This is a genomic window from Campylobacter concisus, from assembly GCF_902460415.1.
GTDB classification, from domain to species: Bacteria; Campylobacterota; Campylobacteria; order Campylobacterales; family Campylobacteraceae; genus Campylobacter_A; species Campylobacter_A concisus_Y.
This window is the reverse complement of the sequence record NZ_CABPTY010000001.1, coordinates 110216-135140: the sequence shown is the minus strand read 5'-3', so window position 1 is coordinate 135140 and position 24925 is coordinate 110216. Positions and strand designations below refer to the sequence as shown.

The window sequence follows — 24925 nt, the reverse complement described above, 5'->3', positions numbered from 1 at the left end:
CGTAAATTTTTCGTCCTGGTTGTTGTAGCTTAAATGCTCATTTTCAGCATTTTGGTTAGCCTCGATCATCATTCTGGCTTGCTCTTCTTGCTCCTCACGGCTCTTAAATCTCACTACTTGAAGCGTCTTAACACTCTCGGTTTTTAGCCTATTTACTAGCTCCATAAAGAGGTTGTAACTCTCTTTTTTATACTCCACTAGCGGATCTTTTTGGTTATACCCTCTAAGTCCGATACCAGTTTTTAGGATATCCATCTGATAGAGGTGCTCTCTCCACGCATTATCAAGCACTTGAAGGTATAAAATTTTCTCTATATCCCTTCTTTGCTCCTCGTTTAGCACGCTCATCTTTTCGTTATATCTTGCACTAAAAATTTCAACAAGCTTATCAATAAGCTCATTGTATTCTAGTCCTTTTAGCTCACTCTCGTCGATCTCTTCGCCGCAGTCTGCAAGGATGATAGAGCATAAATTTTTAATGTCATAGTCATCTTTCAAGCCGCCATGGAAAATTTCAGCCGTATCAAGTAAATTTGTAGCGTATTCAACCCTATTTTGAGCTATCTTTTCGCTCATATCGTAGCTTTTATCAAGTAGCTCATCGCGGTATTTGTAGATAGTCTTTCTTTGCTCATTTGCCACGTCGTCATACTCAAGCAAGTGCTTTCTAGCCTCAAAGTGCAAACTCTCTACTTTCTTTTGAGCATTTTCAACAGCCCTTGTCACCATGCGGCTCTCGATACTCTCGCCCTCGTCGATGCCAAGCCTATCCATGATCGCTTTTATGCGGTCACTACCAAAAATTCTTAAAAGATTGTCTTCAAGACTTAGATAAAATCTACTCATACCAGGGTCGCCCTGACGTCCAGCACGACCACGGAGCTGATTGTCTATCCTTCTACTCTCGTGCCTTTCAGTACCTATGATATAAAGTCCACCTAAATTTCTAACCTCATCATTGATCCTGATATCAACACCACGTCCAGCCATGTTTGTAGCGATAGTCACAGCACCTTTTACACCAGCTTGTGCGATGATCTCAGCCTCTTTTTCGTGGTTTTTAGCATTTAGCACAGAGTGTGGGATACCAACTTTTTTAAGCATCTCGTGAAGTACCTCACTACGCTCGATACTTGCAGTTCCTACAAGTACTGGCTGACCTTTCTCGTGAGCTTTTTTAACCTCATCAATAACTGCTTTAAATTTCTCATTTTGAGTTTTATAGATAAGATCGTTTTGATCTATCCTTTTAACTGGCAGGTTTGTAGGGATCGAGATAACTTCAAGGTTGTAAATTTGAGAAAACTCAGTGGCCTCAGTCTGAGCCGTACCAGTCATACCTGCAAGCTTTTTATACATCCTAAAGTAGTTTTGATATGTTGTATCGGCTAGCGTTTGGCTCTCTTCTTGGATTTTCACGCCCTCTTTTGCTTCAAGCGCTTGGTGAAGTCCCTCGCTAAAGCGTCTGCCTTCGCTTAGACGTCCAGTAAATTCATCAACAATGACTACCTCACCATCTTTTACGACATAATGAACGTCTTTTTCAAAGAGGTTGTGAGCTTTTAGAGCTTGATCTAAGTGGTGGCTTAGTATGGCATTTTCAAGGTTATATAAATTTTCAACACCAAATAATTTTTCAGCCTTGCTGATGCCAGCTTCTGTGATCATTATCGTTCTATTTTTTTCATCGACTATGAAGTCCCCTGTTGGCTTTGAGCCTGGCACATTTGGATCAGCTGGAGTACCTCTATTAAGCTGTTTTGCGACCTGATCGGCTCTTATGTAGCCATCAAGTGTGCGGTTTGTTGGACCTGATATTATAAGTGGTGTTCTAGCTTCATCTATCAAAATACTATCGACCTCATCTACGATAACAAAGTTATGGCCTCTTTGTACCTTTTGACCAGCTTCAAATTTCATATTGTCACGCAAATAGTCAAAGCCAAATTCTGAATTTGTGCCGTATGTTATGTCAGCGTTATAAGCAGCTTGTCTTACGTTATCATCGTATCCACCGCTTAGTATCACATCAACACTTAAGCCTAAAAAGTTATAAAGCTCGCCCATTTGCGTAGCGTCACGCTTTGCAAGGTAGTCGTTCACGGTCACTACATGCACGCCCTTACCACTCATCGCATTTAATATAACTGGCAAAGTCGCAACCAAAGTCTTACCCTCGCCGGTTTTCATCTCAGCGATCCTCCCCTCATTTAGCACCATGCCGCCTATTAGCTGTACGTCAAAATGGCGCATCTTAAGCACCCTTTTGCTAGCCTCTCTAACGATCGCAAAAACATCATTTAAAATTTCATCTAAAGTGACTTTTTCTTCTACTACTTGGGCTTTTAGTTCATTAAATTTGATCTTAAGCTCATCATCGCTCATCTTCTCATACGTTGGCTCAAGCGCATTTATCTGCGCCACACGTTTTATGTATTTTTTGACTTCTCTATCGTTTTTGGTGCCAAATATCTTTCTAAATACCGATGAAATCATTATTTTACCTTCCTAAATTTTTAAACTTTGGATCTTAGCATAGTTTAACTATTTATTTAATTAAACTGGGCTAGAATACGCCAAAAAAGGATAAAAAATGAGAAAATTTCTAGTTGCCTCTCTCGTTGCGGTTTGCTCATTTGGTGCTGGCTTAAATTTCAAAAGCCTTCAAAGTGACTTTACGCAAACTGTATTTAGCGAAGACAAAAGCATAAATTACAAGGGTAGATTTTACGCAAAAAACGACAATACTGCACTTTGGATATATGAAAGTCCAACACCAAAGAGAATTTATTTTAACAAAGAACGTGTGATCGTGATTGAAGACGAGCTTGAGCAAGCTATCATTTCAAAGCTTGATGATACACCAAATTTGACGCAAATTTTAGCTCACGCAGAGCAAATTCAGCCAACACTTTATAAAGCGATATACGACGGAGTTGAGTATTTTATAACTATTAAAAACACGCTTCCAACGACGATTGACTACAAAGACAAGCTTTCAAATAAGATAAAAATAACTCTAAGCAATCCAGTAAAAGACGCGCTCATACCACAAGAGACGCTAACCCCTGTCATTCCTCAAGGTTACGACATCGTAAATCAATAAATTTGGCTAACTTTAGCCAAATTTACTCACTTCTCTCCAAAATCTTTTCCAAATTCCTGCACATTATTTAGATCGATAGGCTTTTGAACTACGTCATTTGGATCTGGTGAGATGATGATCTCATTGCCTTTTTTCTTCTTTTCTGGTTTTGTCACAACCTCTTCATTTACACTTGGATCGGAGCATAAATTTTGGCTTTTTATTGCTTTTATGATCTCGCTTAGCTCAAGATTATTTATCACTTTTATATTTAAGATAAGCACATCATCAATATCAAGAGAGTGCTTTTTGGCTGCGTATTTTATGAAAAGCTCTTTAAATTTCTCTTTTCCCATTGAGGTTAAAATATCTTCCACGTAAAAGCTACCAACTATTATGTTTAAAGCATCAAGCACATACGCTTCATTTTCTTCAACATCACGTCCGACGACTTCAAGGTTCATATTTATCTTTTTTGTTAAATTTTGTCCAGCTTTTGAATAAATATCTGTTTGAAAATCTCTTACTTTTAGCACGTCTGCAAATGCAAAAATACAAAAAGCAAGGCTTAAAAATAGCTTTCTCATAAATTCTCCTTAATATGCAAAAATACGTTTTCTTGGTAAAATTTCTTAACTTCGTCGTCAATTTTAACCACTTTTCTTAAATGCTGCCTAAAATCACTTTTTTTATCATAAAAAAGTTTTAAATTTTTAGGACTTACTGCACGAGAAAGTGCGACATAGAGTTGTCCTTTGGCAAAAATGTGGTTGATATTGCAAATGAGCGAATTTATGCTCATTCCTTGAGATTTGTGGATAGTTAGAGCGTAAGCAAGCTTAAATGGAAACTGATAGAGCGATGCCTGTACATTTTCTTCGATCTCATCTTCGTTTAAATTTAGCGCGCAAAAGTTATAAGCGGCTTTTTCTATCTCGCAAATTTCGCCGCAATCTTTTTTCACGATCACGCTTGAGATGGCGCCATTTTCTTTTAAAATTTGCATGATCTTGCCCTGCTCACCGTTATAGTACTCGCCCCATTTATTTGACGTAAAGATAATCTTAGCGCCTATCTTCATCTCCAAATCCCTTGAGATATTTAGCGTATTTGCCCATTTTTCAAACTCTTTTTTATCTAAATTTTCATCCAAAATGCTCACATCTGAGTTTGAAATTTCAAGTGGCGTGTCAAGTTCTGAAAGCCTTTTTTGATTTAGCATTTCAGCCTCGGCGTTTCTGCCAAAAAGCACACTCGTATCATCATCTGGCTCTATCTTGGTCACTCTTAAACTCTCTATATAGCTCATCATTTCATCATCTAGCTCGCCTACTCTTAAGCGAGAGAGAATCTCATAAAATTTAAGATCGTTTGTACGTTTTGAGACTAGTAGCTCAACATTTGTAAATTTCATATCCTCCCACGCACTGGAGTTAAAGGCGTATAAAAAGTTAAAAAGTTTGCTCTCATTTTGCTCTTTTTGCACTGGTGGCAGCTGATAAAAGTCGCCAACTATGAGCACCCTGCCCTTAAATTTAGATGTAAGCAAGCGGTATCTTATCATCTCCATTAGATCTGAGCTCACCATTGAAATTTCATCAATTACTAGCAGATCACATGCATCTAGCATATTTCTTAGTTTGCTTAGTTTGTCTTTTTGATGATAGTCAAAGCGTCTTAGCTCCTCATAGTCCTTGCAGTAGCCAAATTTAAAAAAACTATGCAAGCTAACTCCTCCAAGGCTAACGGCACTTATGCCAGTTGAGCCAAGGATTATGACGTTTTTAAAATTTTCTTTGTAGTGTCTGATGATGGAGGCCGTTAGATAGCTCTTGCCAACACCGCCGCCGCCTGTTAAAAAGACGTTTGAGCGAGATAAAATTTCTAAAATTTGCTCTTTCATCTACTCAAACATCTCTGGGCGATACTCAAAGTGCATCGTATCAAAGTGCTTCCAGCGTCCACCCCAGATAAATTTATGTTTTTCAAAAACACGCACTATCTTTTCAGGGATGAGGTTTTGGTAGCCATTGCTCCATTGCCAGTAGTGGCTCTTTTTCACATTTATATCGATCGCGATACCGTAGCTGTGCGCACTCAAGCGGTTTGTACCAGCGATAATGCGCCATTTAAATGTCCCACCTGGATCTTTTAAATACTCAAGCAAGCTCGCATCACTTTTTACCATATCGTTTAGCTCATTGCTAACCTCTTGCAAAGCAGCTGCAGCTCCATTTTTAGAGTTAAATTTCAAAGGCAAATTTAAAAAGTCCTTTAGCCAGATGACATTTACTAAATTTGCTTTTACCTCATTCTCGCTTGAGCCATAAATTTTGCCTAAAAGCTCGTAGTTTCTACATCTGCCAGCATCACTTAGTGCGGTGCTAAGCGGCGAAAATGCAGCGTAATCAAGCGCATTCATATCCTCTATATCAGCAACGATACTACACTCATCATCTTTTTGTTTAAAGTCATCATAGACAAATATTGTTCCATCGCCAAATTTGACCAGATTATCCTCAACCTTAACACCATAAGCCCTTTGCAAAGCTGAAATTTTTCTAGCTTTATCGCTTATTACATTTTCGGGCTTTATCACATTTATAGAATCGACCTTTGAAATGAGCAAATTTGAGTTTTGTATATCGCTTCTGTTTTGTCCGATGTTTAACGTAGTTACTGCCGTAGCACCGATTAATGCCCTGCCGTTATTTTCGGTTTTTAGTCCCCAAGCATCATGCACCACATATATATCATCGCCTTTGTGTCCAGCATAAAGCATGATATGTCCTGGCAGATGCACAAGCGTAAGATATGGCACACCTTTTTCTTTTATCTCTTTTGTCTTGGCGGCGTTACTAAGTCCTTTTAGATCAAATTTTTGTCCCATATTTGCTTGGGCTCTTGAGTTTCTAGGCAACCACACACCAAAACTTGCTAGCAGATCTTTCGTAAAAAGCGAGCAATCCCTTAGCTTATCGACCCCACCCCAACCATAAGGCTGAGTAAGAAGAGAGCTAATAAGTGTTTTTAGATTTGAGTCATTAAATTTAAGAGGAAAAAGAGCGCCAAGAGACTTTGGTAACACAAATTCTCTCAAGAGATTTCTTACATAAATTTTACCGTAGTAGTTTTTATCATCCTGTGCCAAAACAGGCAGTATCGCTCCAACTCTTGAGTAAAACAAGAAATTTCCGGCCTTGTCATAAACTGGCATTTTATCCGTTTTTATAGTCACAAAACTTGACTTTTGATAGGCATTTGCCTCATCGTCGCTTATAAATTTTATATCCTCGACCTTTACCCAGCCCCAAACCGCATCATCGCTAACAAACGCCCATGCCCTGTCTTTAGAAAGATGTGAGACAAAAAGTGGATGAGCGATGCTTAGGGTTGATTCTTGTAGATAATCAAACGGATAGCCCTCGCCCGGAGTTTGCGGATTTAAAAATATCGGCTCATCGGTTGGAAAATTTCTTAAAGCTGTGTTTGCCGAAGTTAGAGCATAAGCAGAGATGCTTGAAAGAGCTGAAAAATTTGCATTGTCCTTTTGTGTGTCAAACCAGCTTTGTGGTATCTGTCTAAAATTTGAGCCAAAATACTTTCTCTTTTCGCTTGGTTTATATATATTAAATGCCCAAAAGACATCGTTTGGATTAAATTTTACGCCCCTTAATGTAAAAACCTTGAACCTTCTTTTTAAAATTTCTTCTTGGTCAAAACTTGCGCTTTGCATATTTTGCGGTAGCGACGAGGCATCTTGCTTCATTTCAAAATCAAGCAAACTAATGCGTTCATTTGGCTTATATACATTTTCATCTGGTAAAGAATTTTGCACACTTGGCTTTGGCTGGGTCTGCGAACATCCCAAAAACAAAGCAACACTAAATGCTAAAAATATACCCTTTTTCAATTTTTTTCCTTATCCTTAAAAATAGCTTCTACAATCAAAACAAAAATATAAAACATCTTTTCATTATTGTTTTTACAAATTTGCTTCATAGTCTCATTCTCGCTTTTTACTTTTATGTCATTTGACCTTAAAATTTCTACAATATCAGAGTCAAATTTCTTTGAAAGCTCGCCCACTTTTACATCATTTAGAGCGTTTAAAAATCTGGTAGTATTGCAGTCCATCTGCACTGGCTTGTGATTTAAAATATTTTTAAACTCAAGGCTTAGCTTCTTTAACTTTTTCTTCTTAACATAACTATGAACAATCGTCAAAACGACCAAACTAAAACCAAAGAAAATGTGTAAATTCAGCGAATTTTCACTCATCTCCCCATTTAAGAAAAGAACGCCGCTCATAAAAAGACCGATCACACAGATAAAAAGCAGCAACAAGATGATGTACTTAAAAATCACCTCAAGTATAATGTTGTCTTTTAGCCTATCAAACATCAAGCCCTACTATCTCATCTTCGCTGTAAACTAAAATTTCATTTTCTTTTAGTAGTTTTGCTGTGATGCCATCGCCTAAAATAAGCCTCTTGCTAAAGCTTCCGTCATAAATTTGCCCACTTCTTCCACAACTTGGACTTTTTGATTTTAAAATAGCCTTTTTACAACCATTTAGTTTGGCTATTCTCAGGCAAATTTCTGCTCCACTTTTAAAATTTTTACTCACATCTTTACCTGAAAATTTACAAACAACTGCACCATTTTTCATCTCAGCCGGTTCTCTTGGCGTGCTAAGTCCACCATAAACTTCAGGACAAACAAAAAGCAGATGAAATCTCTTTGAAATTTCATCTAAAACATCTTTATTTAAGAGATTATTTTCACCGTTAAATTTACAATTTATGCCGACTAGGCAAGCGCTTATTAGGATTTTTTCTTTCAAAGTCCAGCTTCTTTTAAAAGTTCGCCAGCATAAATTTCTCGAAGTTTGCTTGAAATTTCTCCTACTTTTGCACCATTTATCGCCTTGCCATCAGCATAAACGACTGGTAAGAGTATGAGCGTCGCAGCCGAGATAAAGACTTCATCAGCGCTATAAACTTCATCCATGCTAAATTTTCGCTCCTCTATCTTAAGGCCAATATCTTTAGCAATCTTTAAAAGTCTCATACGGCGAATTCCTGGCAAAATTTCATTTGAAAGTGGTTTTGTGATTAAAGTTTTATCCTTGATGATAAAAGCACTTGAGCTGCAACCCTCTGTGACAAAGCCATTTTCCACCATAAAGCCCTCATCTGCACCTTTTTTGTGAGCTTCATTTTTAGCATAGCACTGAGCCAGAAGCGAGATAGACTTGATGTCACGCCTTTTCCACCTTATATCCTCGACACTTACGACCTTTGTGCCAGTTTTTGCAGCAGGATTGTTTAAAATTTCACTCTCGTAACAGAAAATAAAGACACTTGGTGTTAAATTTTCTATGAAATAGAAATTTCTAAACGCCACGCCTCTTGTTATTTGCATGTAAATTCCGCCCTCTTTTAAGGCATTTTTGGAGATTATCTCGTTTAAGATCGCTTCAAATTTTTCCTTTTCGTAGGGCAAACTTATATCTATTTCATTTAAACTTCTTTCAAATCTCACCCAAAATCCATCTTTATCGACCATTTTTGAATTTATCACAGGCACAACCTCATAAATTCCATCACCAAATATAAATCCTCTATCAAAAGCACTAACTTTTGCCTCGTCTTTTTGCAAAAATTCTCCATTTAAAAAGACGGTTTGTAAAGCTTGATCTGCCATTTTTAGCTCCTTAAATTTTGGGCAAATTGTATCTAATTTTGTTTGAATTTATAGATTCTTAGATATAATGAGCCAAAATTTCAAAGGTAAAAAGTCTATAAAAAATGCAAGAAACTTTAAAAGATAGAATCATAAAAAACGTTTTTTTTGTTTCAAAACAGCCAGTTTTATTTAGGGATCTACTTGAAGCGAATGCCCTTTTTAACGAAGGTATGCTAATAGATGGAGCAAAGCTAAATTTTAGATTTAACCATATCAAGCTCTATCAGATTTACGCACTTATCTGTTTTGTCATTTTATTTCCATTGTTAATCATCACGCATCATTTTTTAGCAAAAACTGATGCACACATATCGATAATAGCGACTGCTGTCGTTACTTCGGCCGTTTTCATTGGCTTTGATATGTTTAAAGTTTGGGCAAGAAGAGAGATAAGTCACGATCTTATCAAGAAAGCTTGGAGCGTGCATTTTCCGTATTTTGGCTATGAAAAATACTCAAGCAAGGTCGAAGAAATTTATAATACTGCTATAAAAAATGACATATCAAAAAAAGATTTAGAACAATATATATATGAAAAGCTAATCTCTCAAAAAGAAAGTAATTAGCAAGTTAAAAATAGGCTTTGTTTATTGAGCTAATTTTATTTTTGTGCAGTTATATACAAAATGGCTATATTATTTGCCAATATAATTGAATCACCGAAATTTAAAAAACTTTAAATGTTTAGTTATTTCCATTGACGCTCTTGCATATTGTTTAAAATTTGATTTTTATAACGTAAATTTTCAAGCTTTATATTAAGAGCTCTATTTTCCTCTAGAAGCATATCTCGTTTACCACTGATGTCAGCTATATCTCTGCTTATATAATAAATTTGATTTGCTATGTAAATTTTTGGCAAAAATATAGCTAGAGCTATAAAAACAGCTAAATAGACCATCACTAATGTCTTAAAGCTTAAATTTACCTCACGTTTTTGCTCCTCGTCGTGAAGCGTTAGTAGCTCTTCTTTTTCTTGCATCTTTATCCTTTTATCTTAAAAACCCGCAGTTTTGCGCTCTTGCTTCGCGAGTTTTGCGCTAGTTCATTTTGGCTTGCCGTTAGTGGCTTTTTGGTCAAAATTTCGCCTAGTTCGTGGTTATTTCCGCACTCACATTTATAAACACCAGGTAGGCATATACAACTATTTGCCCACTTTTTAAAGCGCTCTTTTACGATCCTATCTTCAAGCGAGTGAAATGTAATAATCGCCACAAGACAATCTTTAAACCCACATTTTTCTATACTATCAAGTAAATTTGTTAGCTCATCTAACTCACCATTTACCTCTATCCTGATGGCTTGAAAGGCAAGTATTGCAGGACTAACTCCGCGCCCTTTTATCTGGGCTGTACCTATTAAATTTGCAAGCTCTTTTGCACTCGTTATCTTGCTAAAATTTCTAGCATTTATAATCTTGTTTGCGATCCCGGCAGCATTTTTTAGCTCGCCATAATCTCTAAAAATTCTAAACAACTCATCAAAAGAGTATCCATTTACAACGTCATATGCGCTAAAATTTCGCTCTTTGTCCATGCGCATATCAAGCGTGCTTGAGCCAAGACTAAAGCCCCTATCATCTTTATCTATCTGAAGTGAGCTAACACCGATGTCAGCCAAAATTCCTCTAACATTTAAAATTTCTTCTTGACTTAGCTTGCTAGTCAATTCAGAGAAGTTACTTTTATAAATTTTAACCCTACTACCAAATGGCTCAAGTTTTTTTAGTGAAAAATTTATAGCTTCGTTATCTCTATCACAGGCAATTAAATTTAAATTTTCATTTTGAGATAAAATGGCGCTAGAATGCCCAGCATATCCAAGCGTACAATCTATAAAATTTCCATTTAAATTTTTAAAAAAAGATAGAACTTCATCAAGTAAAACACTGATATGTGGACTTTGCAACACTGCCTCTTTATAGTAAATAGTGTGGAAAATTTATCGAAATTTTACTTAAAAAGCTATCATTACACAAAATTTTACATAAATTTTAAGATAGCTTAAATATAATCGCTTAAACGTAGGAGAAAAAATGGAGCTAGAACACTCAATAAATGAGATAAAAACGATATCACTTTCTATGTTTAGAAAGAATTTCTTTGGCGTCTTTCACGGCTCGATTTCGGCAAGAGTCGAAAAAAATCAATTTATAATCAATAAACAAAATGCCATTTTTGATAATTTAAAAGATGATGATTTGACACTTCTTTCATCAAAAAAAGACTATCGTTGGAATGAAGCTAGTCTTGATGCTGATATACACTTAAATATTTATAAAAATATAAATGAGGCGAGATTTGTTTGCTACGCGATGCCACCATACGCAACTGCCTACGCAATGAAACATGAAAAAATTGTACCAAAAGATTATTTTGGATATATGAGATTTGATAAAATTTCAGTCTATGATCCAAAACAATTTGATGACTGGTATGAACGTGCAGAAACTGAAATTTATAGATATATGCTAGAAAAAAATACAAATATTATTATCGTTAAAGGATATGGCATTTACGCATACAGCAGAAGCCCTCAGCTTCTTGCAAAAGAGATAGCTTTACTGGAGAATAGCTGCAAATTGCTTCATTTAACTAGTGGTTATAGCGATTATAGTATTTAAAAATCTTGCTAACAATGCTAAAAAATTGTTAGCAAAATTCTTTACAATGGTATTTTTAAAGCCCCTATTTTAAGCTTATTTAAGGCAATTTTATATAATATATCATACAAATTTCGTTAGTCTTTTAAAGGAAAATTTAATGTTGTCTTGGATGCAAAAACATAAAAAATACCTAGTTGTTACCATTTGGGTAAGTACAATAGCCTTTGTTGGAGCAGGCTTTGTAGGCTGGGGAGCATATGATTTAAACAGCAACCGAGCCACTTCAGTAGCAAAAGTAGGACACAGAAATATAAGCATTCAAGAACTGCAACAAAAATACGATAGTTTGTATCAATACTACAATAATCTTTTTGATGGTAAATTAACGCAAGAAAAGGCTAATGAGTTAGGATTACAAAATGCTGCACTTCAGGCTACAATTCAAGAGAATTTGCTATTAAATTTTGCAGACGATATAGGTCTTAGTGTTAGCAAAGATGATATTTTAAAATATATAATCGTTGATCCAACATTTCAAAAAGATGGTGCTTTTGATAAAAATTTATACTATGATATTTTAAGAAGGGCCAGAATAAATCCAACCAATTTTGAAGAAAATTTAAAACTAACAATACTACTTGATAAACTTAGAACTATTTTAAATTTACCAGCCAATAAAGAAGACATTGCAATGATGGAAGCAAGCTTTTTTATGCAAGACAAATTAGCAATACAGATAATAAATGCTAATCAAAGTGATATAAAAATAGATGAAAAAGAGCTAAAGGATCTTTGGGAAACAAATAAAAACAACTATATGACAAAGACTATATACGGTCTAGAAACATACTTTATAGAATCAAATAAAAATGATGTAAATCAAACTACTTTGAGTGACTACTACAACGAAAATAAGGAGAGATATAAAGGCTCTGATGATAAAATCAAATCATTTGACGAAGTAAAGACTGAAGTTATTAAAGACTACAATATTGAGAAAAGTAAGACTGATGCTTTAAAAAAATATACCTCTATCAAAAAAGCTGAGCTTGCAACAAATGAATTTGTTAGTATAAATGAAGATAATGCAACATTCTCGCTTGATGAAATAAAAGGTGCAAAAGTTGGTGAGGTTATAAAACCATTTACATATAAAGATGGATATTTGATAGTCAGGGTAAAAAGCATAACTCCTCCACAACCTATGAGTTTTGAACAAGCAAGAGCAATGGTACTTGAAATTTACAAAGATAAAAAGAAAAAAGAAAACTTAATAACCATAGCAAAAGAGTCTTTACAAAATTTCAAAGGAACTGATATAGGCTTTATCAGTAGAGATATAAATGGCTCTATCTTAGGACTAAATGAAAGTGAAACTAGAGCTTTTGTTTCTCAACTTTTTGAAACTAACAACAAAAAAGATTATGTTATATTAGAAGACAAGGCCGTTATATACGACATTTTGGAACAAAGGTTGCTTGTAGATAATATAGATAATAACTATAAGCAAATAACACAGCAGAACGTTACAATGCTTAAAAATAATGAGCTAATAAAAGATTTAACAAACAAACTTAAAAAATACTATGAAGTTAAAGAATATATCAAAAGGTAATTTATCTTGAGTACAAAAATTTTAGGTATAGATATCGGCTCTTTCCAGATTTGTGCAGTAATAGCACAACATGATGAAAATGGTATTAAGATAATTGGAATTGGAACTGAAAAAACGCAGGGAATAAGAAAAGGTGTTATAACTAATATTGAACAAGCTGCAAAGTCGATAAAAAATGCATTGATAGAAGCACAAAGAGTTGCAGGAACACGCTATGAAAAAGTCATAGTTTCTATTTCTGGTGCGTATACAAAAAGCGTTGATAGTAGCGGTGTAGTAAATATACCAAATCATGAAATAGGTATAAAAGAGATTGAGCGTGCTATGCAAATGGCCGATCATACGGCTGACATACCTCATGAATATGAAAAACTACATGTTCTTCCTTATAATTTTAAAGTAGATGGGCAAGAACATATTGAAGATCCAATAGGTATGAACGGTAGTAGGCTAGAAGTTCAAACACATATTGTTACAGTACAAAAGTCATCTATTAGCAACCTAAGAAAAGCCGTAAATTTAGCAGGTGTTCAACTAGATAATATAGTGCTTTCAGGATATGCTTCTGCGATAGCAACATTAACAAAAGATGAGAAAGAACTTGGTGCCGCACTTGTTGATATGGGTGGTGCGACTTGTAATCTTGTGGTACATTCTGGAAATTCTATAAGATACAATGAATTTTTACCTGTTGGCTCAGCAAACATTACAAATGATCTTTCTATGGCTCTGCATACACCTCTTCCAAAGGCAGAAGAGATAAAATTAGGTTATGGCGCTTTAATAAATAAGTCAGTTGATTTAATAGAGCTCCCGATCCTTGGAGATGAAACAAAAAGCCACGAAGTTTCACTAGACATAATATCAAATGTTATATATGCCAGAGCAGAAGAAACCCTTATGGTACTTGCTAAGATGCTAGAAGATAGCGGCTATAAAGATAGCATTGGTGCTGGAATAATACTTACTGGCGGCATGACTAAGCTAGAAGGTATTAGGGATCTTGCATCTGCGATATTTGATAAAATGCCAGTTCGTATAGCAAAACCAAAAGAAATGGATGGATTATTTGAAATTTTAAGAGACCCAGCAAATTCTTGTGCTATAGGGCTTTGTTTGTATGGTGCTGGCAACTTTAGCCCATACGAGATTGATTCTGAGAAAAAAATGAGATACCAAGGGGAAATAGCCTCAAAACCGAAAGTAAATTTTAGAAATGTTTTTGTAGAAGAAGAAAATGTACAAAATTTTGGACAAGAGGTGCAGGATCCAAATGAAAAAGAGGATAGTTTTTCTGATAAAGATTTTGAATTAGAGATAGCAAATAAATCAAAAAATAAAGAAGAGCTTGCCAATATTGCAGATATTAGCAAACAAGAAAAAAAGCCAAATGCTTTTGCAAAATTTTGGTATAGTATTACACAATTATTTTAAGGAGAATTTCAAAAATGAGTAGCTTCACAGTAGAAGAAAATAAAAGCATCTATGGTGCAAAGATAAAGGTCGTAGGTGTAGGTGGAGGTGGTGGCAATATGGTCAACCATATAATAAGAGTTAATCCGAATTTAAATATAGATCTTATTGTTGCCAATACAGATGCTAAGGCTCTTGAAAATTCTCTTGCACATACAAAAATTCAACTAGGCGAGAAAACAACAAAAGGTCTAGGTGCAGGCATGAGACCTGAAATAGGAAAAGCTGCTGCTGAAGAGAGCTACGATGAAGTAAAAAGTGCACTTGAGACATCAGATATAGTTTTTATCGGTACAGGACTTGGTGGTGGAACTGGTACAGGTGCTGCTCCAGTAGTTGCTCAAGCTGCAAAAGATATTGGTGCACTAACAGTTGCGGTTGTTACTATGCCTTTTATGTTTGAAGGAAAAAAACGTAGAAAACTGGCTGATTGTGGTCTTGAAGAGCTCAGAAAAGAAAGCGATTCTATTGTTGTCATTCCAAATGATAAGCTCCTAACATTAATTGATAAAAATGCTGGCATAAAAGAAAGCTTTGAAATGGTTGATGAAGTACTTGCAAGAGCCGTCAATGGTATGAGCACGATCGTGCTTGATTCAGGAAAAAGCGATATAAATCTAGACTTTGCAGACGTCAGAACGATTATGAGCCATAGAGGACTAGCTTTAATGGGTGTTGGCGAAGCAAGTGGCGAAGATGCAGCACAAGAAGCTATAAAAAATGCTATACAATCACCACTTCTTGATAATATGACAATAAATGGCGCATTTGGTATTTTAGTTCATTTTAGAATAAGCCCTAGTTGCCCACTAGCTGATATCAATAATGCGATGAGCATTATTCATGAGGCAGCAGATGAAGATGCTGAAATTATATTTGGTACAACAACTGATGACAAAATAGAAGATAATAAGGTTGAAGTTACAATAATAGCCACAGGTTTTCAAAGCTCACAAAAAGAAACTGAAAAAAAAGATGAAGTGCAAACTTCTAATGTAAACGATATCATAAAAAAAGAACGTATATTAAGACTTAAAAAAGTTAGTGGTGGATATGACGAAGACTATATGTCACAGCTTGATGTGCCATCATTTATGCGTCATCAAATGGACTAACAAAAAACAAACTCCTTAAAATTTCTAGAGAGCTTTTGCTCTCTAGCTTATTAGAAATTTACAAACTTTCAAATCTAAAAACTTAAAAATTTAAACTCCAAGTTGTGCTTTTACAAAATCACTTGCCATTTGTATATTCCATTCAGGCTCCCAGACAAGATCGATCTCACACTCTTTGACACCTTCTATATCAAGTACAGCAGTCTCTACCCAACCAAGTATCATTTCGTGTAGCGGGCAAGATTTGGTTGAAAGCGTCATAGTAACTTTTGCTTTGCCATTTTCATCGCAGCTCGCATCGTATATAAGTCCAAGCGAAACGATATCAAAGCCAACTTCTGGATCAACGATATTTGACAGTGCGTTATAAATTTTTTCTTTCATTTTTTATCCTTTAAAACCAGTAAATCTAAAAATATTTATTATATTTATTGATAGTAAAACTATACTAAGAGCTATAAACATCATACCAGCTTGTACTAAAATTTCTAGTTCAAAGCAAGTTGAGAGAAGATAGCAAAGAAGCGAGATAGCATTAAAAGCTATACCAAAATAAGCTATCTTTTTTAGTATCATGGCATCAAGAAGTGGCACTTTTACCTTTCCGACAAAAGGCGCTACGTAGTGATACCATATGAGAAATGGTGCGATCTTGTAAAGATGAGCTACAATAAAAGCAAACAAAAAGCCATATATTAAAAAATATGCAGCTAAATTTAATTTATCCAAAGCTATAAAAACAGCAGCACCAAGTAAAGCCACCAGTGAAAGTACGATATTTACATTCCAGTAATCATACGCCTTTCTAACGCGTTTTTTTAAAATATAAAGTGCTTGAGCTATAAAAAGTAAAGCTGCCACACATATTGACAAAACAGACAAATTTTCATTAAAAGCTAGTAAGATACCTCCCAAAATATAGCATGTTAGCGAGGCTTTGCTAAGTGTAAATTTTAGATCGTGAGCCAATGCAAACATAGGTAAGAGTACGCTAGCAGCTCCAAGTATCACAAGAAATACAAAACCTAGCACAAAATAGACGTGAAATTTTAGTGTCATCTCAAAATCAAGCATCAGCGTGCCACTAAGTATCATAAGCAAGCAAAAACCAAGCGTTATTCCAATTACCAAAAAGATAGCTGAAACAAAAAGTGCAAAGGCCGCAAAGCTCTTTTTTTCATTATCCATAAAGCTTAATGCGTAAGTCGTAGCAAAAAAAGCAAGCGAGCAAAAAAGCAAAACTCCACTAATTTGTAAAATTTTAGCCTCAGTAAATAACATCCCGTAGCACATGCCCAGCAATGATAGACAAAAAATAGCCAAATTTAAAATAGCACCTTTTGCTGTAAAAAACGGCTTTTCTAAGATGACTGAAGTTAGCTGATAAAGTGCTCCGATGATAATGCTCATAACAAAGCCAACAAAAAATATATGCAAAAAACCAGCTGTATTTAGTGAGCTGATAGCATCAAAATCTGCATAAAAGAATGCCGGCACACTTAATGCTAAAAAGAAAATCCCAGCAATAAAATATCCACCGACTAACTTAAATGGTGGTGCGTAAGTATTTAAAAGCATCTTAGTGGCAAAGACTCGTATCTACGTCTTCTATGTTTGCACCGTCTTTTAGGCTAAAAATCATCTTTACAGCCCCACCATCTATATCTTCACGCTCTATATCAAAGCTCTTATCTATCTTTGGTATAAGACCAGCTGGAAATTTATGATTTAGCATCATAATTTTTGTGTTTTTATCAGCAAATTTAATAGCGATTAATGCATTGACCATTGGCTCTGGCGGTATGCAAGGACGTGAGTCAAAGCCAACAAAATTTACACCATTTTCATTAAATTTATAAAATGGCACAGTTGCACCATCGACATTAAACTGCTCCGCATTTTTGAAAAAATCGCTCATTTTTTCTCCTTTTAATTTTGGAAAATTATACTCTGATTAAACTTTTCAAACTATTGATTTGCTTCAACAAAAGCTATTTTACATAAGGTATAAATTCCTCGTATCCAAGCCTAGCCATATCTTCAAGTGGTATAAATTTAAGGCTAGCACCATTTATACAATATCTTAGCCCACCCTTATCGCTTGGACCATCGTCAAAAACATGCCCAAGGTGCGCGTCACTATTTTGAGACTTAACTTCGACCCTTTTCATCATAAACGAGTTATCCTCCTTATATGAAAGAGCTGTTGTCGTGATAGGCTTTGTAAAGCTTGGCCAGCCACATCCTGCATCAAATTTATCTGCACTTGAGAAAAGTGGCTTTCCACTCGTTATATCTACATAAATGCCTTTTTGATCAAATTTATCATACTCACTGCTAAATGGCCTCTCAGTCGCCGCTTCTTGTGTCACAGCATACTGCTCGCTACTTAAATTTTTCTTTAGCTCATCTTTACTAAGCGGCTTAAATTTCGCCTCATCGTAAAGCGGTTTATCAGCTAAACCTAGGTCGATGTGACAATATCCAAAAGGATTTTTATCAAGATAGTCTTGATGATACTCCTCACCTAAGACGAAATTTTTAAGTGGCGCCACCTCAACCACGATCTTATCTTTAAATTTCTTTTGCTCTATTTTCATAAAGCTCTCTATCGTTGGCAGATCACTTTCGCTAACATAGTAAATTCCGCTTCTATACTGCCTACCTATGTCATTGCCTTGTTTGTTTAATGAGGTCGGATCGATCACTCTAAAAAAGTGAGCCAAAATTTCAGCCAAAGCGACTCTATTTTCGTCATATTTTACATAAAGTGTCTCGGCATGATCGCTCTCATGAAGCTCGCGGTAGCTAGTATTTTCGCTCTTGCCATTTGCGTAGCCTACCTTTGTATCCACTACGCCAAATATCTTTTTAAAATATCCCTGCATACCCCAAAAGCAACCACCTGCTAGATAAATTTCTTTTAAATTTTGCCCTGCCATCGTCTGCTCCTTTATAAGCTCATCTTTTGCCATCAAATTTAGACCAAAAAACACTGCCACCATTAAGATAAATTTTAAGATATTTTTCATTCTATCTCCTTTCGTTTTTGAAAGATTATACGAAAATTAAAGTTATAAAGTGTGAAGAAAGGGGCAAGCGCCCCTAAATTTTAGTGTAAAAAGTGTCTAACGCCAGTAAAGTATAGCGACATGCCATGCTCATCGGCAGCCTCTATCACCTCATCATCTCTGATGCTACCACCTGGCTCTATAACGCATTTTACGCCGACCTTACTAGCGATGTCAATGCTATCTCTAAATGGGAAGAACGCCTCACTAGCTAGCACGCAGCCGCTTAGATCGATCTTTAGCTCTTTTGCCTTTGCCACGGCTGCACGAGCAGCATCCACACGGCTTGTCATACCCATGCCAATAGCTACCATCGCACCATCTTTTACATAAACTACGCAGTTGCTCTTCGTTAGCGCAGCTACTTTCCACGCGATCTGAGCATCTTTTAGCTCACTACCAGTTGCAAATTTCTTACTCATTTGCTTCATATTTTCAAGCTCTTCGTCTTTTACATAGTCTCTTTCTTGAAATACAAATCCACCATCAACGTGCTTAAAGTCAAATTTATCATTTGAGCGAACTAAAAATTTATTGTCTTGAGTGAAAATTTTGATACGTTTTTTGCTCTCAAATACTTTAAGAGCTGCTTCATCAACATTTGCAGCGATTATTACCTCAACGTAAATTTCATTTATCTTTTTAGCTAGTTTTTCATCAAGTGTGCCATTTATTGCTACCACGCCGCCGTATGCTGAGATCGGATCGCACTTAAGCGCTGCCACGTAGCTCTCAAGCAAAGTATCTTTTACCGCAAAACCGCAAGGGTTAGCGTGCTTGATGATAGCCACAGCTGGCGCGTCATCAAAGCTAGTTGCTAGCATTAAGGCACCATTTATATCGGTCATATTATTGAAACTTGCCTCGCCTTTTAGAGCTCTAAAATTGTTTGTGAAGAAATAATCAAACTCATAAAGTGCGCCTTTTTGGTGTGGATTTTCGCCGTATCTCGTGTCAAAAACCTTGCTTCCCACGATAAATCTAGCATCGCCAAAACCGCCATTAAATCTATCATTCATATAGTTTGCGATCATGCTATCATATGCCGCTGTGTGCTCGAATGCCTTTATCATTAGCGATCTTCTAAACTCAAAATCATCGCTTTTTTCTCTTAGACGCTTTAAAATTTCATCGTAGTCAAGCACGTTTGTAACTATAAGCACGTCTTTAAAATTTTTAGCAGCACTTCTTACCATGGCTGGGCCACCGATATCAATATTTTCGATGATCTCAGCAAAGTCATCAGTTCTGATGGTAGTCTCTTTAAATGGATATAAATTTACGCAAACTAGGTCTATGCCCTCGATACCATGCTCTTTTGCCTGAGCCATGTGTGTAGCGTCGTCGCGCTTATGCAAAATGCCACCATGTATCTTTGGATGAAGCGTCTTTACCCTGCCATCAAACATCTCAGGTGAAGCCGTAAATTCGCTAACCTCAGTGGCTTTGACGCCCTCAGCCTTTAAAAGTTTATAGGTGCCACCAGTTGAAAGTATCTGCCAGCCAAGCTCTTCTAGCCCCTTTGCAAACTCTACAATGCCCTCTTTATCGCTAACGCTAAGCAATGCTCTCATTTTTTCTCCTTTATTAAATTTTTATCTTTTTGTTAAACACATACCTTTTGCAAGCAGAAGCTGCCCCATTTTTATATCCTTTGCGATATTCTTTATCGATAAGGCTTCTAGCGTAACCATAACATTTGCAGCTGCATCTATATAATAGTCTTTTCTCTCTACAAAGTTTTCACGCTTTTGACCAACAATATCAACGCTAAAGGCATAGCTTGAAATTTGATTGCCATCAAAATAACGTGCATCTAATACGCTTAAATTTACAGGTTCATCTTTCTCAAGCGCCTCGCATATCGGCTTTTTCGAACTAAATTTCATCACCTTTATGCCACGATCATACGAAAAGATATACTCACTAATTTCATTTAATTTTTTTGCTTGAACTGACATAATGTCGCTCTTGTTGCCATCTTTATCGACAAATATTATGCTCACATTGCTATCTTTAACATCGTAGTTGCTGATGACTAACCTTTGATCTTGATAAAGCTCACTTTGCGTAAGCTTAAATTTTATCTCTTTTCCATCAACATTTACCACTTTAAAATCATTACAAAAGCCAGCCACCGCTATCAGCAAAATAATAAATTTATTCATCTAAACTCCAAATTTCTCTTTTAATCGCCCATAAGCCTCGTTTATCTCCTGAAGCTTTTTAGTTGAACGCTCGATCACCTCTTTACTCTCGCCCCTACCCATTAAAATGTCGGGATGATACTGTCTTACAAGCTCTTTGTAACGAGCTTTTACCTCATCAAAACTTGCATTTTTGCTAAGTCCTAAAACCTCAAAAGCATCTTTTTCTTGGATAGCTTCATCGGGATTTGCCTCAAATCTTGAGCCATAAAAGCTATCAAATTTAAAGATGATCTCATCAAGCGTTTCTTTATCAATGCCAAATCCATAAGCGATATTTCTTATAACATCTTGCTCACTTTTGTTAAATTCTCCATCGATGTAGGCTAAATTTAGAAAAAATGTGAGCCTAGCGACGCATATATCGTAGTTTAGATTAAAAGCACTCTTGTAGTTTCTAGCGGTTTCGTAGGCGTTATCTATATTTTCTTTTTGGCTCTTATAAACCTCTTTTAGATACTCACGCACACCGCTAACGCCGCTAACTTTCTGGCTTAGATCATCTAGCACTTGAGTGATCAGCCTAGCCTCTAGCTCGCTAACTCTGCCGTCACTTTTAGCTACTTTTGCAAGCAGTGAGACTAGAAATTTAGCCTCATCTACATCTGCTTGTTTCTTGCGGTTACTACCTATTTGGACATTCATAAAGAGAAATATCGCACCGCCTAATATCAGTAAAAACAGGACTCCAGACATATTACCACAAGTGATAGATAGTATTTTTTATTTTGCCATTTACTAGTTCGTTTTTACGCCAAGAGCTCTCGTCATTCATCACATTCCAGCGGCGCTCTTCAGGGCGGTAGAACCAGTCTTTATCTATCTGATAGTAAATTTGCTTGCCATTTGTTTCGATGATATTTGCGATATTGTTATCATGGTAGCTATTTTCATCATAGTCAGTAAAAGCTCGCTGTCCCATCTCAGAGTAAAGTAGCGTTAGCTCCTGAAGCATCTCATTTAGATCATCATCCATCTTTTTTACATGAAGGCCGATCTCGTGCGCCTCTCTAAAGAGGATTGGATATTCATGAGCTGGGTAGTCACCATTTAGCCTTTCAGAAATTTCTGCGATCTTTTTGTCATCCTCGATGTGATACCTAAGAAGCTCGGTGCAAATTTTAAGCGATAGCGAGCTAGCACGGTCAACCGCACCAAAGACTAGCGGATGAATATACTCATAAAGTGAGTTATAAGGGTTTGTGTCGTTTGGCCTATCTTTATCTTGCTCTTTCCAAAGCTTGACCACACGACTAAGTTCGTCCATCGAAACACTCACAAGCTCATTGCCTTTGTTTGTCGGGCTAAGCTCGTGTTTGAGTGAAGTATCAACAGGCGTTAGATAGGCAAGTGGGCCCATGACGATCTCATTTGCGCCAAGTGCCATCATGGTAGCAGCTGAGGCGCAGTTTGCAGGTATTAGAGCTATTAAATTTTTGCAGTAATTTCTAAGTGTAGTGATAATCCTAAGAGCGGCGATACCGCTTCCGCCGTCACTTTTTATAAAAAGATAAGCAGTATCTATCTTTTTACCCTTTAAAATTTCATACATAGCACTCGCATCGTTGCCGCAAACGCTACCAGCATTTGAATTATAGTAAGTTATCAAGGTGGCGTTTAGTCTTTTTTCGATCGATTTTATTAAATTTTGTGTCTTACTAAAAAGCACTGGCGGCTTTGCTACGCCCCGCTTTTCAACTTGCTCTGTTTCCTTTTGCTCATTTTCAGTCTCAGCAACCTTGCTCTTTTTTAAAGCCATTTCTTAATCCTCTTTTCTAACGATTTTTGCAAACTCATTTAGATAAATTTCTCTTATCTCATCCATACTCTCATCGATATCATTTAGTTTAAATCTTCTGCCACCACTAACGCCGATCTTTTCAAATTTCACACCAAATTTGGTAGCAAGCGCTTCAAATTTAGCCTCGTCTTTCACTCCTACGACTGCTCTTGAAAAGCTTTCATCAAAGATGAAATTTGGCTCTTTAAATTTCACTTCGCAATTTACACCGATGTTTGAGATGCTAGCCATTTTTGCTAGCGTGATAGCAAGACCGCCTACGCCTACGCTATTTGCAAACTCTAAAATTTGCTCTTTATTTGCCTCTATCACTAGGTCCCAAAGGGCTCGCTCAGTTTTATAATCAACCTCTTTTAGCTTGCCACCAACCACGTTAAATAGCGCCTTTGCGTAAAGTGAAGCAGCAAATTCTCCACTTGTCTCGCCAAGCAAGTAAATCGCCCTGCCCTCGCTTAAAAATGTGCTTTTTAGATTTAAGTTCATATCTTCATTTACACCTACTGTGACAATGGCTGGCGTTGGATAGACGCTAACGCCGTCAGTGTCGTTATAGAGGCTCACGTTACCGCTAACAACTGGCGTATTTAGCTCACGGCAAGCCTCTTTTATGCCTTCACATCCCTCTTTAAACTGCCACATAACCTCTGGATTTTGCGGGTTGCCATAGTTTAGACAGTCGGTGATCGCAAGTGGCATAGCGCCACTCATCGCTACTTTTCTACCAGCTGCAGCAACGGCTCTTGCAGCGCCTATTTTTGGATCAACAAAATTTGCTCTTGGATCGCACTGCGCAGCCATAGAGACAGCCTTTTTAGTGCCTTTTACTCTGATACTTGCAGCGCCTAAGTGTCCGGGCTGTTTTATAGTATTTGTCTGGATATTTGCGTCATATTGATCGTAGATAAAGCTTTTATTTAGCACCTCTGGCTCTTTTAAAAGCTTGAAAAATGCGATTTTGTTATCGACATTATTTGGAATTTTTAAATTTGCTATCTCATCAAGGTATTTTGGACGTGCGACTGGGCGATCAAGCACTGGAGCTGCCTCGCTAAGTGGGCCGATAGGGATTTCGCCTGCAAGCTCACCATACCAGTAAAGCTGCATCACGCCGCTACTTGTGACCTCGCCGATGATCTCAGCGTCAAGGTCCCACTTTCTAAAAATTTCAAGCACCTTTTGCTCATGGCCTTTTTTTGCACATATTAGCATACGCTCTTGAGACTCACTTAGCATCAGCTCATAAGGCGTCATGCCAACTTCGCGCATCGGTACGCGGTCTAGATACATCTTCATACCGCTGCCACTTCTGCCAGCCATTTCAAAGCTAGAGCTTGTAAGCCCCGCTGCACCCATGTCTTGGATACCGATGATGTAGTCTTTTTTAAAGAGCTCCAAGCAAGCTTCCATAAGCAGCTTCTCAGCAAATGGATCACCCACCTGCACCGTTGGGCGAAGCGATTTGTTCTCGTCGTTAAAGCTATCGCTCGCCATCACAGCGCCACCAAGTCCATCTCTGCCAGTCTTTGAGCCCACGTAAATGACTGGATTGCCAACACCTTCAGCCTTGCCATAGAAAATTTCATCACTTTTGCAAAGGCCAAGTGCAAAGGCGTTGATTAGGATATTGCCATTAAAGCTAGGATCAAAAGTGGTTTCGCCGCCGATCGTTGGGATACCCATGCAGTTACCGTAGTGTCCGATACCAGCGACGCTTCCTTTTAGCAGATATCTATGTTTTTTGGATAGTTCGCTCTCGCCTCTTATCTCACCAAAACGAAGCGAGTTCATGTTCGCAACAACCCTTGCGCCCATCGTAAAGACGTCTCTTAAAATTCCACCAACGCCAGTGGCAGCACCTTGAAACGGCTCGATAAAGCTTGGATGGTTGTGACTCTCCATCTTAAACACAGCCGCAACCCCGTCTCCAACGTCGATGACACCGGCATTTTCGCCAGGTCCTTGGATGACCCAAGGGGCCTTTGTCGGAAAGCCGTTTAGGTATTTTTTGCTTGATTTATAGCTGCAGTGCTCGCTCCACATCGCTGAAAATATGCCAAGCTCTAGTAAATTTGGCTCGCGTCCTAAAATTTTTAAGATCTCTTCATACTCTTCATCGCTGATTTTATGTGCTTGTATGGTAGCTTTATCCATTGATGTAACCTTTTAAGAATTTTAAGCCATTTTACAATCTTGCTTATAAAA

The 24925-nt window shown here is 37.0% G+C and carries 23 protein-coding genes and 1 pseudogene; 6 read left to right on the top strand and 18 right to left on the bottom strand.

Going from position 1 to position 24925, the window contains the following annotated elements; translation table 11 throughout:
• Positions 1-99 precede the first annotated feature (99 nt).
• Positions 100-2496, bottom strand: a pseudogene (gene secA, locus FZ940_RS00700) (preprotein translocase subunit SecA); the annotation flags it as partial.
• Between the two features lie 97 nt (positions 2497-2593).
• Between secA and lolA the strand changes: the two are divergent.
• Positions 2594-3106, top strand: a complete 513-nt coding sequence (lolA, locus tag FZ940_RS00695; protein WP_148821134.1) for a LolA-like outer membrane lipoprotein chaperone — start codon at positions 2594-2596, stop codon at positions 3104-3106.
• A 26-nt stretch (positions 3107-3132) separates the two neighbouring features.
• Here the strand turns inward: lolA and FZ940_RS00690 are convergent, their stop codons facing one another.
• From FZ940_RS00690 to FZ940_RS00665, 6 genes are read right to left on the bottom strand one after another with little or no spacing between them, the layout of a single operon-like run.
• Positions 3133-3672: a hypothetical protein gene (locus tag FZ940_RS00690; RefSeq protein ID WP_148821133.1), complete on the bottom strand. Its 540-nt coding sequence runs from the start codon at positions 3670-3672 to the stop codon at positions 3133-3135.
• On the bottom strand, positions 3669-4988 hold the full coding sequence (locus FZ940_RS00685) for an ATP-dependent DNA helicase (protein ID WP_148821132.1): 1320 nt from the start codon (positions 4986-4988) through the stop codon (positions 3669-3671). Before FZ940_RS00685 ends, FZ940_RS00690 begins: the two co-directional genes overlap by 4 nt.
• A complete protein-coding gene (locus FZ940_RS00680; RefSeq protein WP_148821131.1) occupies positions 4989-6998 on the bottom strand; it encodes a bifunctional C40 family peptidase/M15 family metallopeptidase in 2010 nt (669 codons plus the stop codon).
• Positions 6995-7489, bottom strand: coding sequence for a chemotaxis protein (locus FZ940_RS00675; protein WP_148821130.1), 495 nt, complete (start codon positions 7487-7489; stop codon positions 6995-6997). Before FZ940_RS00675 ends, FZ940_RS00680 begins: the two co-directional genes overlap by 4 nt.
• The gene (locus tag FZ940_RS00670) at positions 7482-7931 is read right to left on the bottom strand and encodes a 2-thiouracil desulfurase family protein (RefSeq protein ID WP_148821129.1); all 450 of its coding nucleotides are present in this window, start codon (positions 7929-7931) and stop codon (positions 7482-7484) included. The genes FZ940_RS00675 and FZ940_RS00670 overlap by 8 nt, the downstream gene beginning before the upstream one ends.
• A complete protein-coding gene (locus FZ940_RS00665; protein ID WP_148821128.1) occupies positions 7928-8794 on the bottom strand; it encodes a D-amino acid aminotransferase in 867 nt (288 codons plus the stop codon). Before FZ940_RS00665 ends, FZ940_RS00670 begins: the two co-directional genes overlap by 4 nt.
• A gap of 104 nt (positions 8795-8898) precedes the next feature.
• Here FZ940_RS00665 and FZ940_RS00660 point away from each other — a divergent pair, with 104 nt between their 5' ends.
• On the top strand, positions 8899-9402 hold the full coding sequence (locus FZ940_RS00660) for a hypothetical protein (protein WP_103579680.1): 504 nt from the start codon (positions 8899-8901) through the stop codon (positions 9400-9402).
• A 122-nt stretch (positions 9403-9524) separates the two neighbouring features.
• Here the strand turns inward: FZ940_RS00660 and FZ940_RS00655 are convergent, their stop codons facing one another.
• On the bottom strand, positions 9525-9818 hold the full coding sequence (locus FZ940_RS00655; RefSeq protein WP_021090986.1) for a hypothetical protein: 294 nt from the start codon (positions 9816-9818) through the stop codon (positions 9525-9527).
• A gap of 2 nt (positions 9819-9820) precedes the next feature.
• Positions 9821-10744 (bottom strand): 16S rRNA (cytosine(1402)-N(4))-methyltransferase RsmH, encoded by a 924-nt coding sequence (gene rsmH / locus FZ940_RS00650; protein ID WP_148821127.1) that lies wholly within the window; start codon positions 10742-10744, stop codon positions 9821-9823.
• Between the two features lie 127 nt (positions 10745-10871).
• Here rsmH and FZ940_RS00645 point away from each other — a divergent pair, with 127 nt between their 5' ends.
• The 4 genes from FZ940_RS00645 to ftsZ all read left to right on the top strand — a co-directional run bounded on the left by FZ940_RS00645 (position 10872) and on the right by ftsZ (position 15644).
• On the top strand, positions 10872-11459 hold the full coding sequence (locus tag FZ940_RS00645; protein WP_148821126.1) for a class II aldolase and adducin N-terminal domain-containing protein: 588 nt from the start codon (positions 10872-10874) through the stop codon (positions 11457-11459).
• A 139-nt stretch (positions 11460-11598) separates the two neighbouring features.
• Positions 11599-13056, top strand: coding sequence for a peptidylprolyl isomerase (locus FZ940_RS00640; RefSeq protein WP_148821125.1), 1458 nt, complete (start codon positions 11599-11601; stop codon positions 13054-13056).
• A gap of 6 nt (positions 13057-13062) precedes the next feature.
• A complete protein-coding gene (ftsA, locus tag FZ940_RS00635; protein ID WP_103589435.1) occupies positions 13063-14490 on the top strand; it encodes a cell division protein FtsA in 1428 nt (475 codons plus the stop codon).
• Positions 14491-14504: 14 nt separating this feature from the next.
• Positions 14505-15644: a cell division protein FtsZ gene (gene ftsZ / locus FZ940_RS00630; protein WP_084108239.1), complete on the top strand. Its 1140-nt coding sequence runs from the start codon at positions 14505-14507 to the stop codon at positions 15642-15644.
• A gap of 90 nt (positions 15645-15734) precedes the next feature.
• Here the strand turns inward: ftsZ and FZ940_RS00625 are convergent, their stop codons facing one another.
• The 9 genes from FZ940_RS00625 to purL all read right to left on the bottom strand — a co-directional run bounded on the left by FZ940_RS00625 (position 15735) and on the right by purL (position 24874).
• A complete protein-coding gene (locus FZ940_RS00625; RefSeq protein ID WP_021091019.1) occupies positions 15735-16028 on the bottom strand; it encodes a metal-sulfur cluster assembly factor in 294 nt (97 codons plus the stop codon).
• A 3-nt stretch (positions 16029-16031) separates the two neighbouring features.
• A complete protein-coding gene (locus FZ940_RS00620) occupies positions 16032-17222 on the bottom strand; it encodes a peptidase M50 (protein ID WP_148821124.1) in 1191 nt (396 codons plus the stop codon).
• Between the two features lies 1 nt (position 17223).
• Positions 17224-17562 (bottom strand): hypothetical protein, encoded by a 339-nt coding sequence (locus FZ940_RS00615; protein ID WP_148821123.1) that lies wholly within the window; start codon positions 17560-17562, stop codon positions 17224-17226.
• Between the two features lie 73 nt (positions 17563-17635).
• Positions 17636-18676 carry a peptide-methionine (R)-S-oxide reductase MsrB gene (gene msrB, locus FZ940_RS00610; protein ID WP_148821122.1) on the bottom strand — a complete coding sequence of 347 codons (1041 nt, stop codon included), beginning with the start codon at positions 18674-18676 and terminating at the stop codon, positions 17636-17638.
• Positions 18677-18756: 80 nt separating this feature from the next.
• Positions 18757-20289 (bottom strand): bifunctional phosphoribosylaminoimidazolecarboxamide formyltransferase/IMP cyclohydrolase, encoded by a 1533-nt coding sequence (gene purH, locus FZ940_RS00605; RefSeq protein ID WP_148821121.1) that lies wholly within the window; start codon positions 20287-20289, stop codon positions 18757-18759.
• A gap of 21 nt (positions 20290-20310) precedes the next feature.
• Entirely contained in the window at positions 20311-20883 is a 573-nt protein-coding gene (locus FZ940_RS00600) for a hypothetical protein (protein WP_148821120.1), read from the bottom strand.
• Positions 20884-21618, bottom strand: coding sequence for a TerB family tellurite resistance protein (locus tag FZ940_RS00595; RefSeq protein WP_148821119.1), 735 nt, complete (start codon positions 21616-21618; stop codon positions 20884-20886). It lies immediately after the preceding gene.
• 1 nt (position 21619) lies between these two features.
• On the bottom strand, positions 21620-22681 hold the full coding sequence (locus tag FZ940_RS00590; RefSeq protein ID WP_148821118.1) for an SDH family Clp fold serine proteinase: 1062 nt from the start codon (positions 22679-22681) through the stop codon (positions 21620-21622).
• Positions 22682-22684: 3 nt separating this feature from the next.
• Entirely contained in the window at positions 22685-24874 is a 2190-nt protein-coding gene (purL, locus tag FZ940_RS00585; RefSeq protein ID WP_148821117.1) for a phosphoribosylformylglycinamidine synthase subunit PurL, read from the bottom strand.
• Positions 24875-24925: the final 51 nt, after the last annotated feature.

Bases quoted from the DNA above. Each gene is read 5' to 3' on its own strand.
- lolA (WP_148821134.1), top strand. From the start codon at position 2,594: ATGAGAAAATTTCTAGTTGCCTCTCTCGTTGCGGTTTGCTCATTTGGT.
- FZ940_RS00690 (WP_148821133.1), bottom strand. From the start codon at position 3,672: ATGAGAAAGCTATTTTTAAGCCTTGCTTTTTGTATTTTTGCATTTGCA.
- FZ940_RS00685 (WP_148821132.1), bottom strand. From the start codon at position 4,988: ATGAAAGAGCAAATTTTAGAAATTTTATCTCGCTCAAACGTCTTTTTA.
- FZ940_RS00675 (WP_148821130.1), bottom strand. From the start codon at position 7,489: ATGTTTGATAGGCTAAAAGACAACATTATACTTGAGGTGATTTTTAAG.
- FZ940_RS00665 (WP_148821128.1), bottom strand. From the start codon at position 8,794: ATGGCAGATCAAGCTTTACAAACCGTCTTTTTAAATGGAGAATTTTTG.
- FZ940_RS00660 (WP_103579680.1), top strand. From the start codon at position 8,899: ATGCAAGAAACTTTAAAAGATAGAATCATAAAAAACGTTTTTTTTGTT.
- FZ940_RS00655 (WP_021090986.1), bottom strand. From the start codon at position 9,818: ATGCAAGAAAAAGAAGAGCTACTAACGCTTCACGACGAGGAGCAAAAA.
- FZ940_RS00645 (WP_148821126.1), top strand. From the start codon at position 10,872: ATGGAGCTAGAACACTCAATAAATGAGATAAAAACGATATCACTTTCT.
- FZ940_RS00640 (WP_148821125.1), top strand. From the start codon at position 11,599: ATGTTGTCTTGGATGCAAAAACATAAAAAATACCTAGTTGTTACCATT.
- ftsZ (WP_084108239.1), top strand. From the start codon at position 14,505: ATGAGTAGCTTCACAGTAGAAGAAAATAAAAGCATCTATGGTGCAAAG.
- FZ940_RS00625 (WP_021091019.1), bottom strand. From the start codon at position 16,028: ATGAAAGAAAAAATTTATAACGCACTGTCAAATATCGTTGATCCAGAA.
- FZ940_RS00620 (WP_148821124.1), bottom strand. From the start codon at position 17,222: ATGCTTTTAAATACTTACGCACCACCATTTAAGTTAGTCGGTGGATAT.
- FZ940_RS00615 (WP_148821123.1), bottom strand. From the start codon at position 17,562: ATGAGCGATTTTTTCAAAAATGCGGAGCAGTTTAATGTCGATGGTGCA.
- msrB (WP_148821122.1), bottom strand. From the start codon at position 18,676: ATGAAAAATATCTTAAAATTTATCTTAATGGTGGCAGTGTTTTTTGGT.
- purH (WP_148821121.1), bottom strand. From the start codon at position 20,289: ATGAGAGCATTGCTTAGCGTTAGCGATAAAGAGGGCATTGTAGAGTTT.
- FZ940_RS00600 (WP_148821120.1), bottom strand. From the start codon at position 20,883: ATGAATAAATTTATTATTTTGCTGATAGCGGTGGCTGGCTTTTGTAAT.
- FZ940_RS00595 (WP_148821119.1), bottom strand. From the start codon at position 21,618: ATGTCTGGAGTCCTGTTTTTACTGATATTAGGCGGTGCGATATTTCTC.
- FZ940_RS00590 (WP_148821118.1), bottom strand. From the start codon at position 22,681: ATGGCTTTAAAAAAGAGCAAGGTTGCTGAGACTGAAAATGAGCAAAAG.
- purL (WP_148821117.1), bottom strand. From the start codon at position 24,874: ATGGATAAAGCTACCATACAAGCACATAAAATCAGCGATGAAGAGTAT.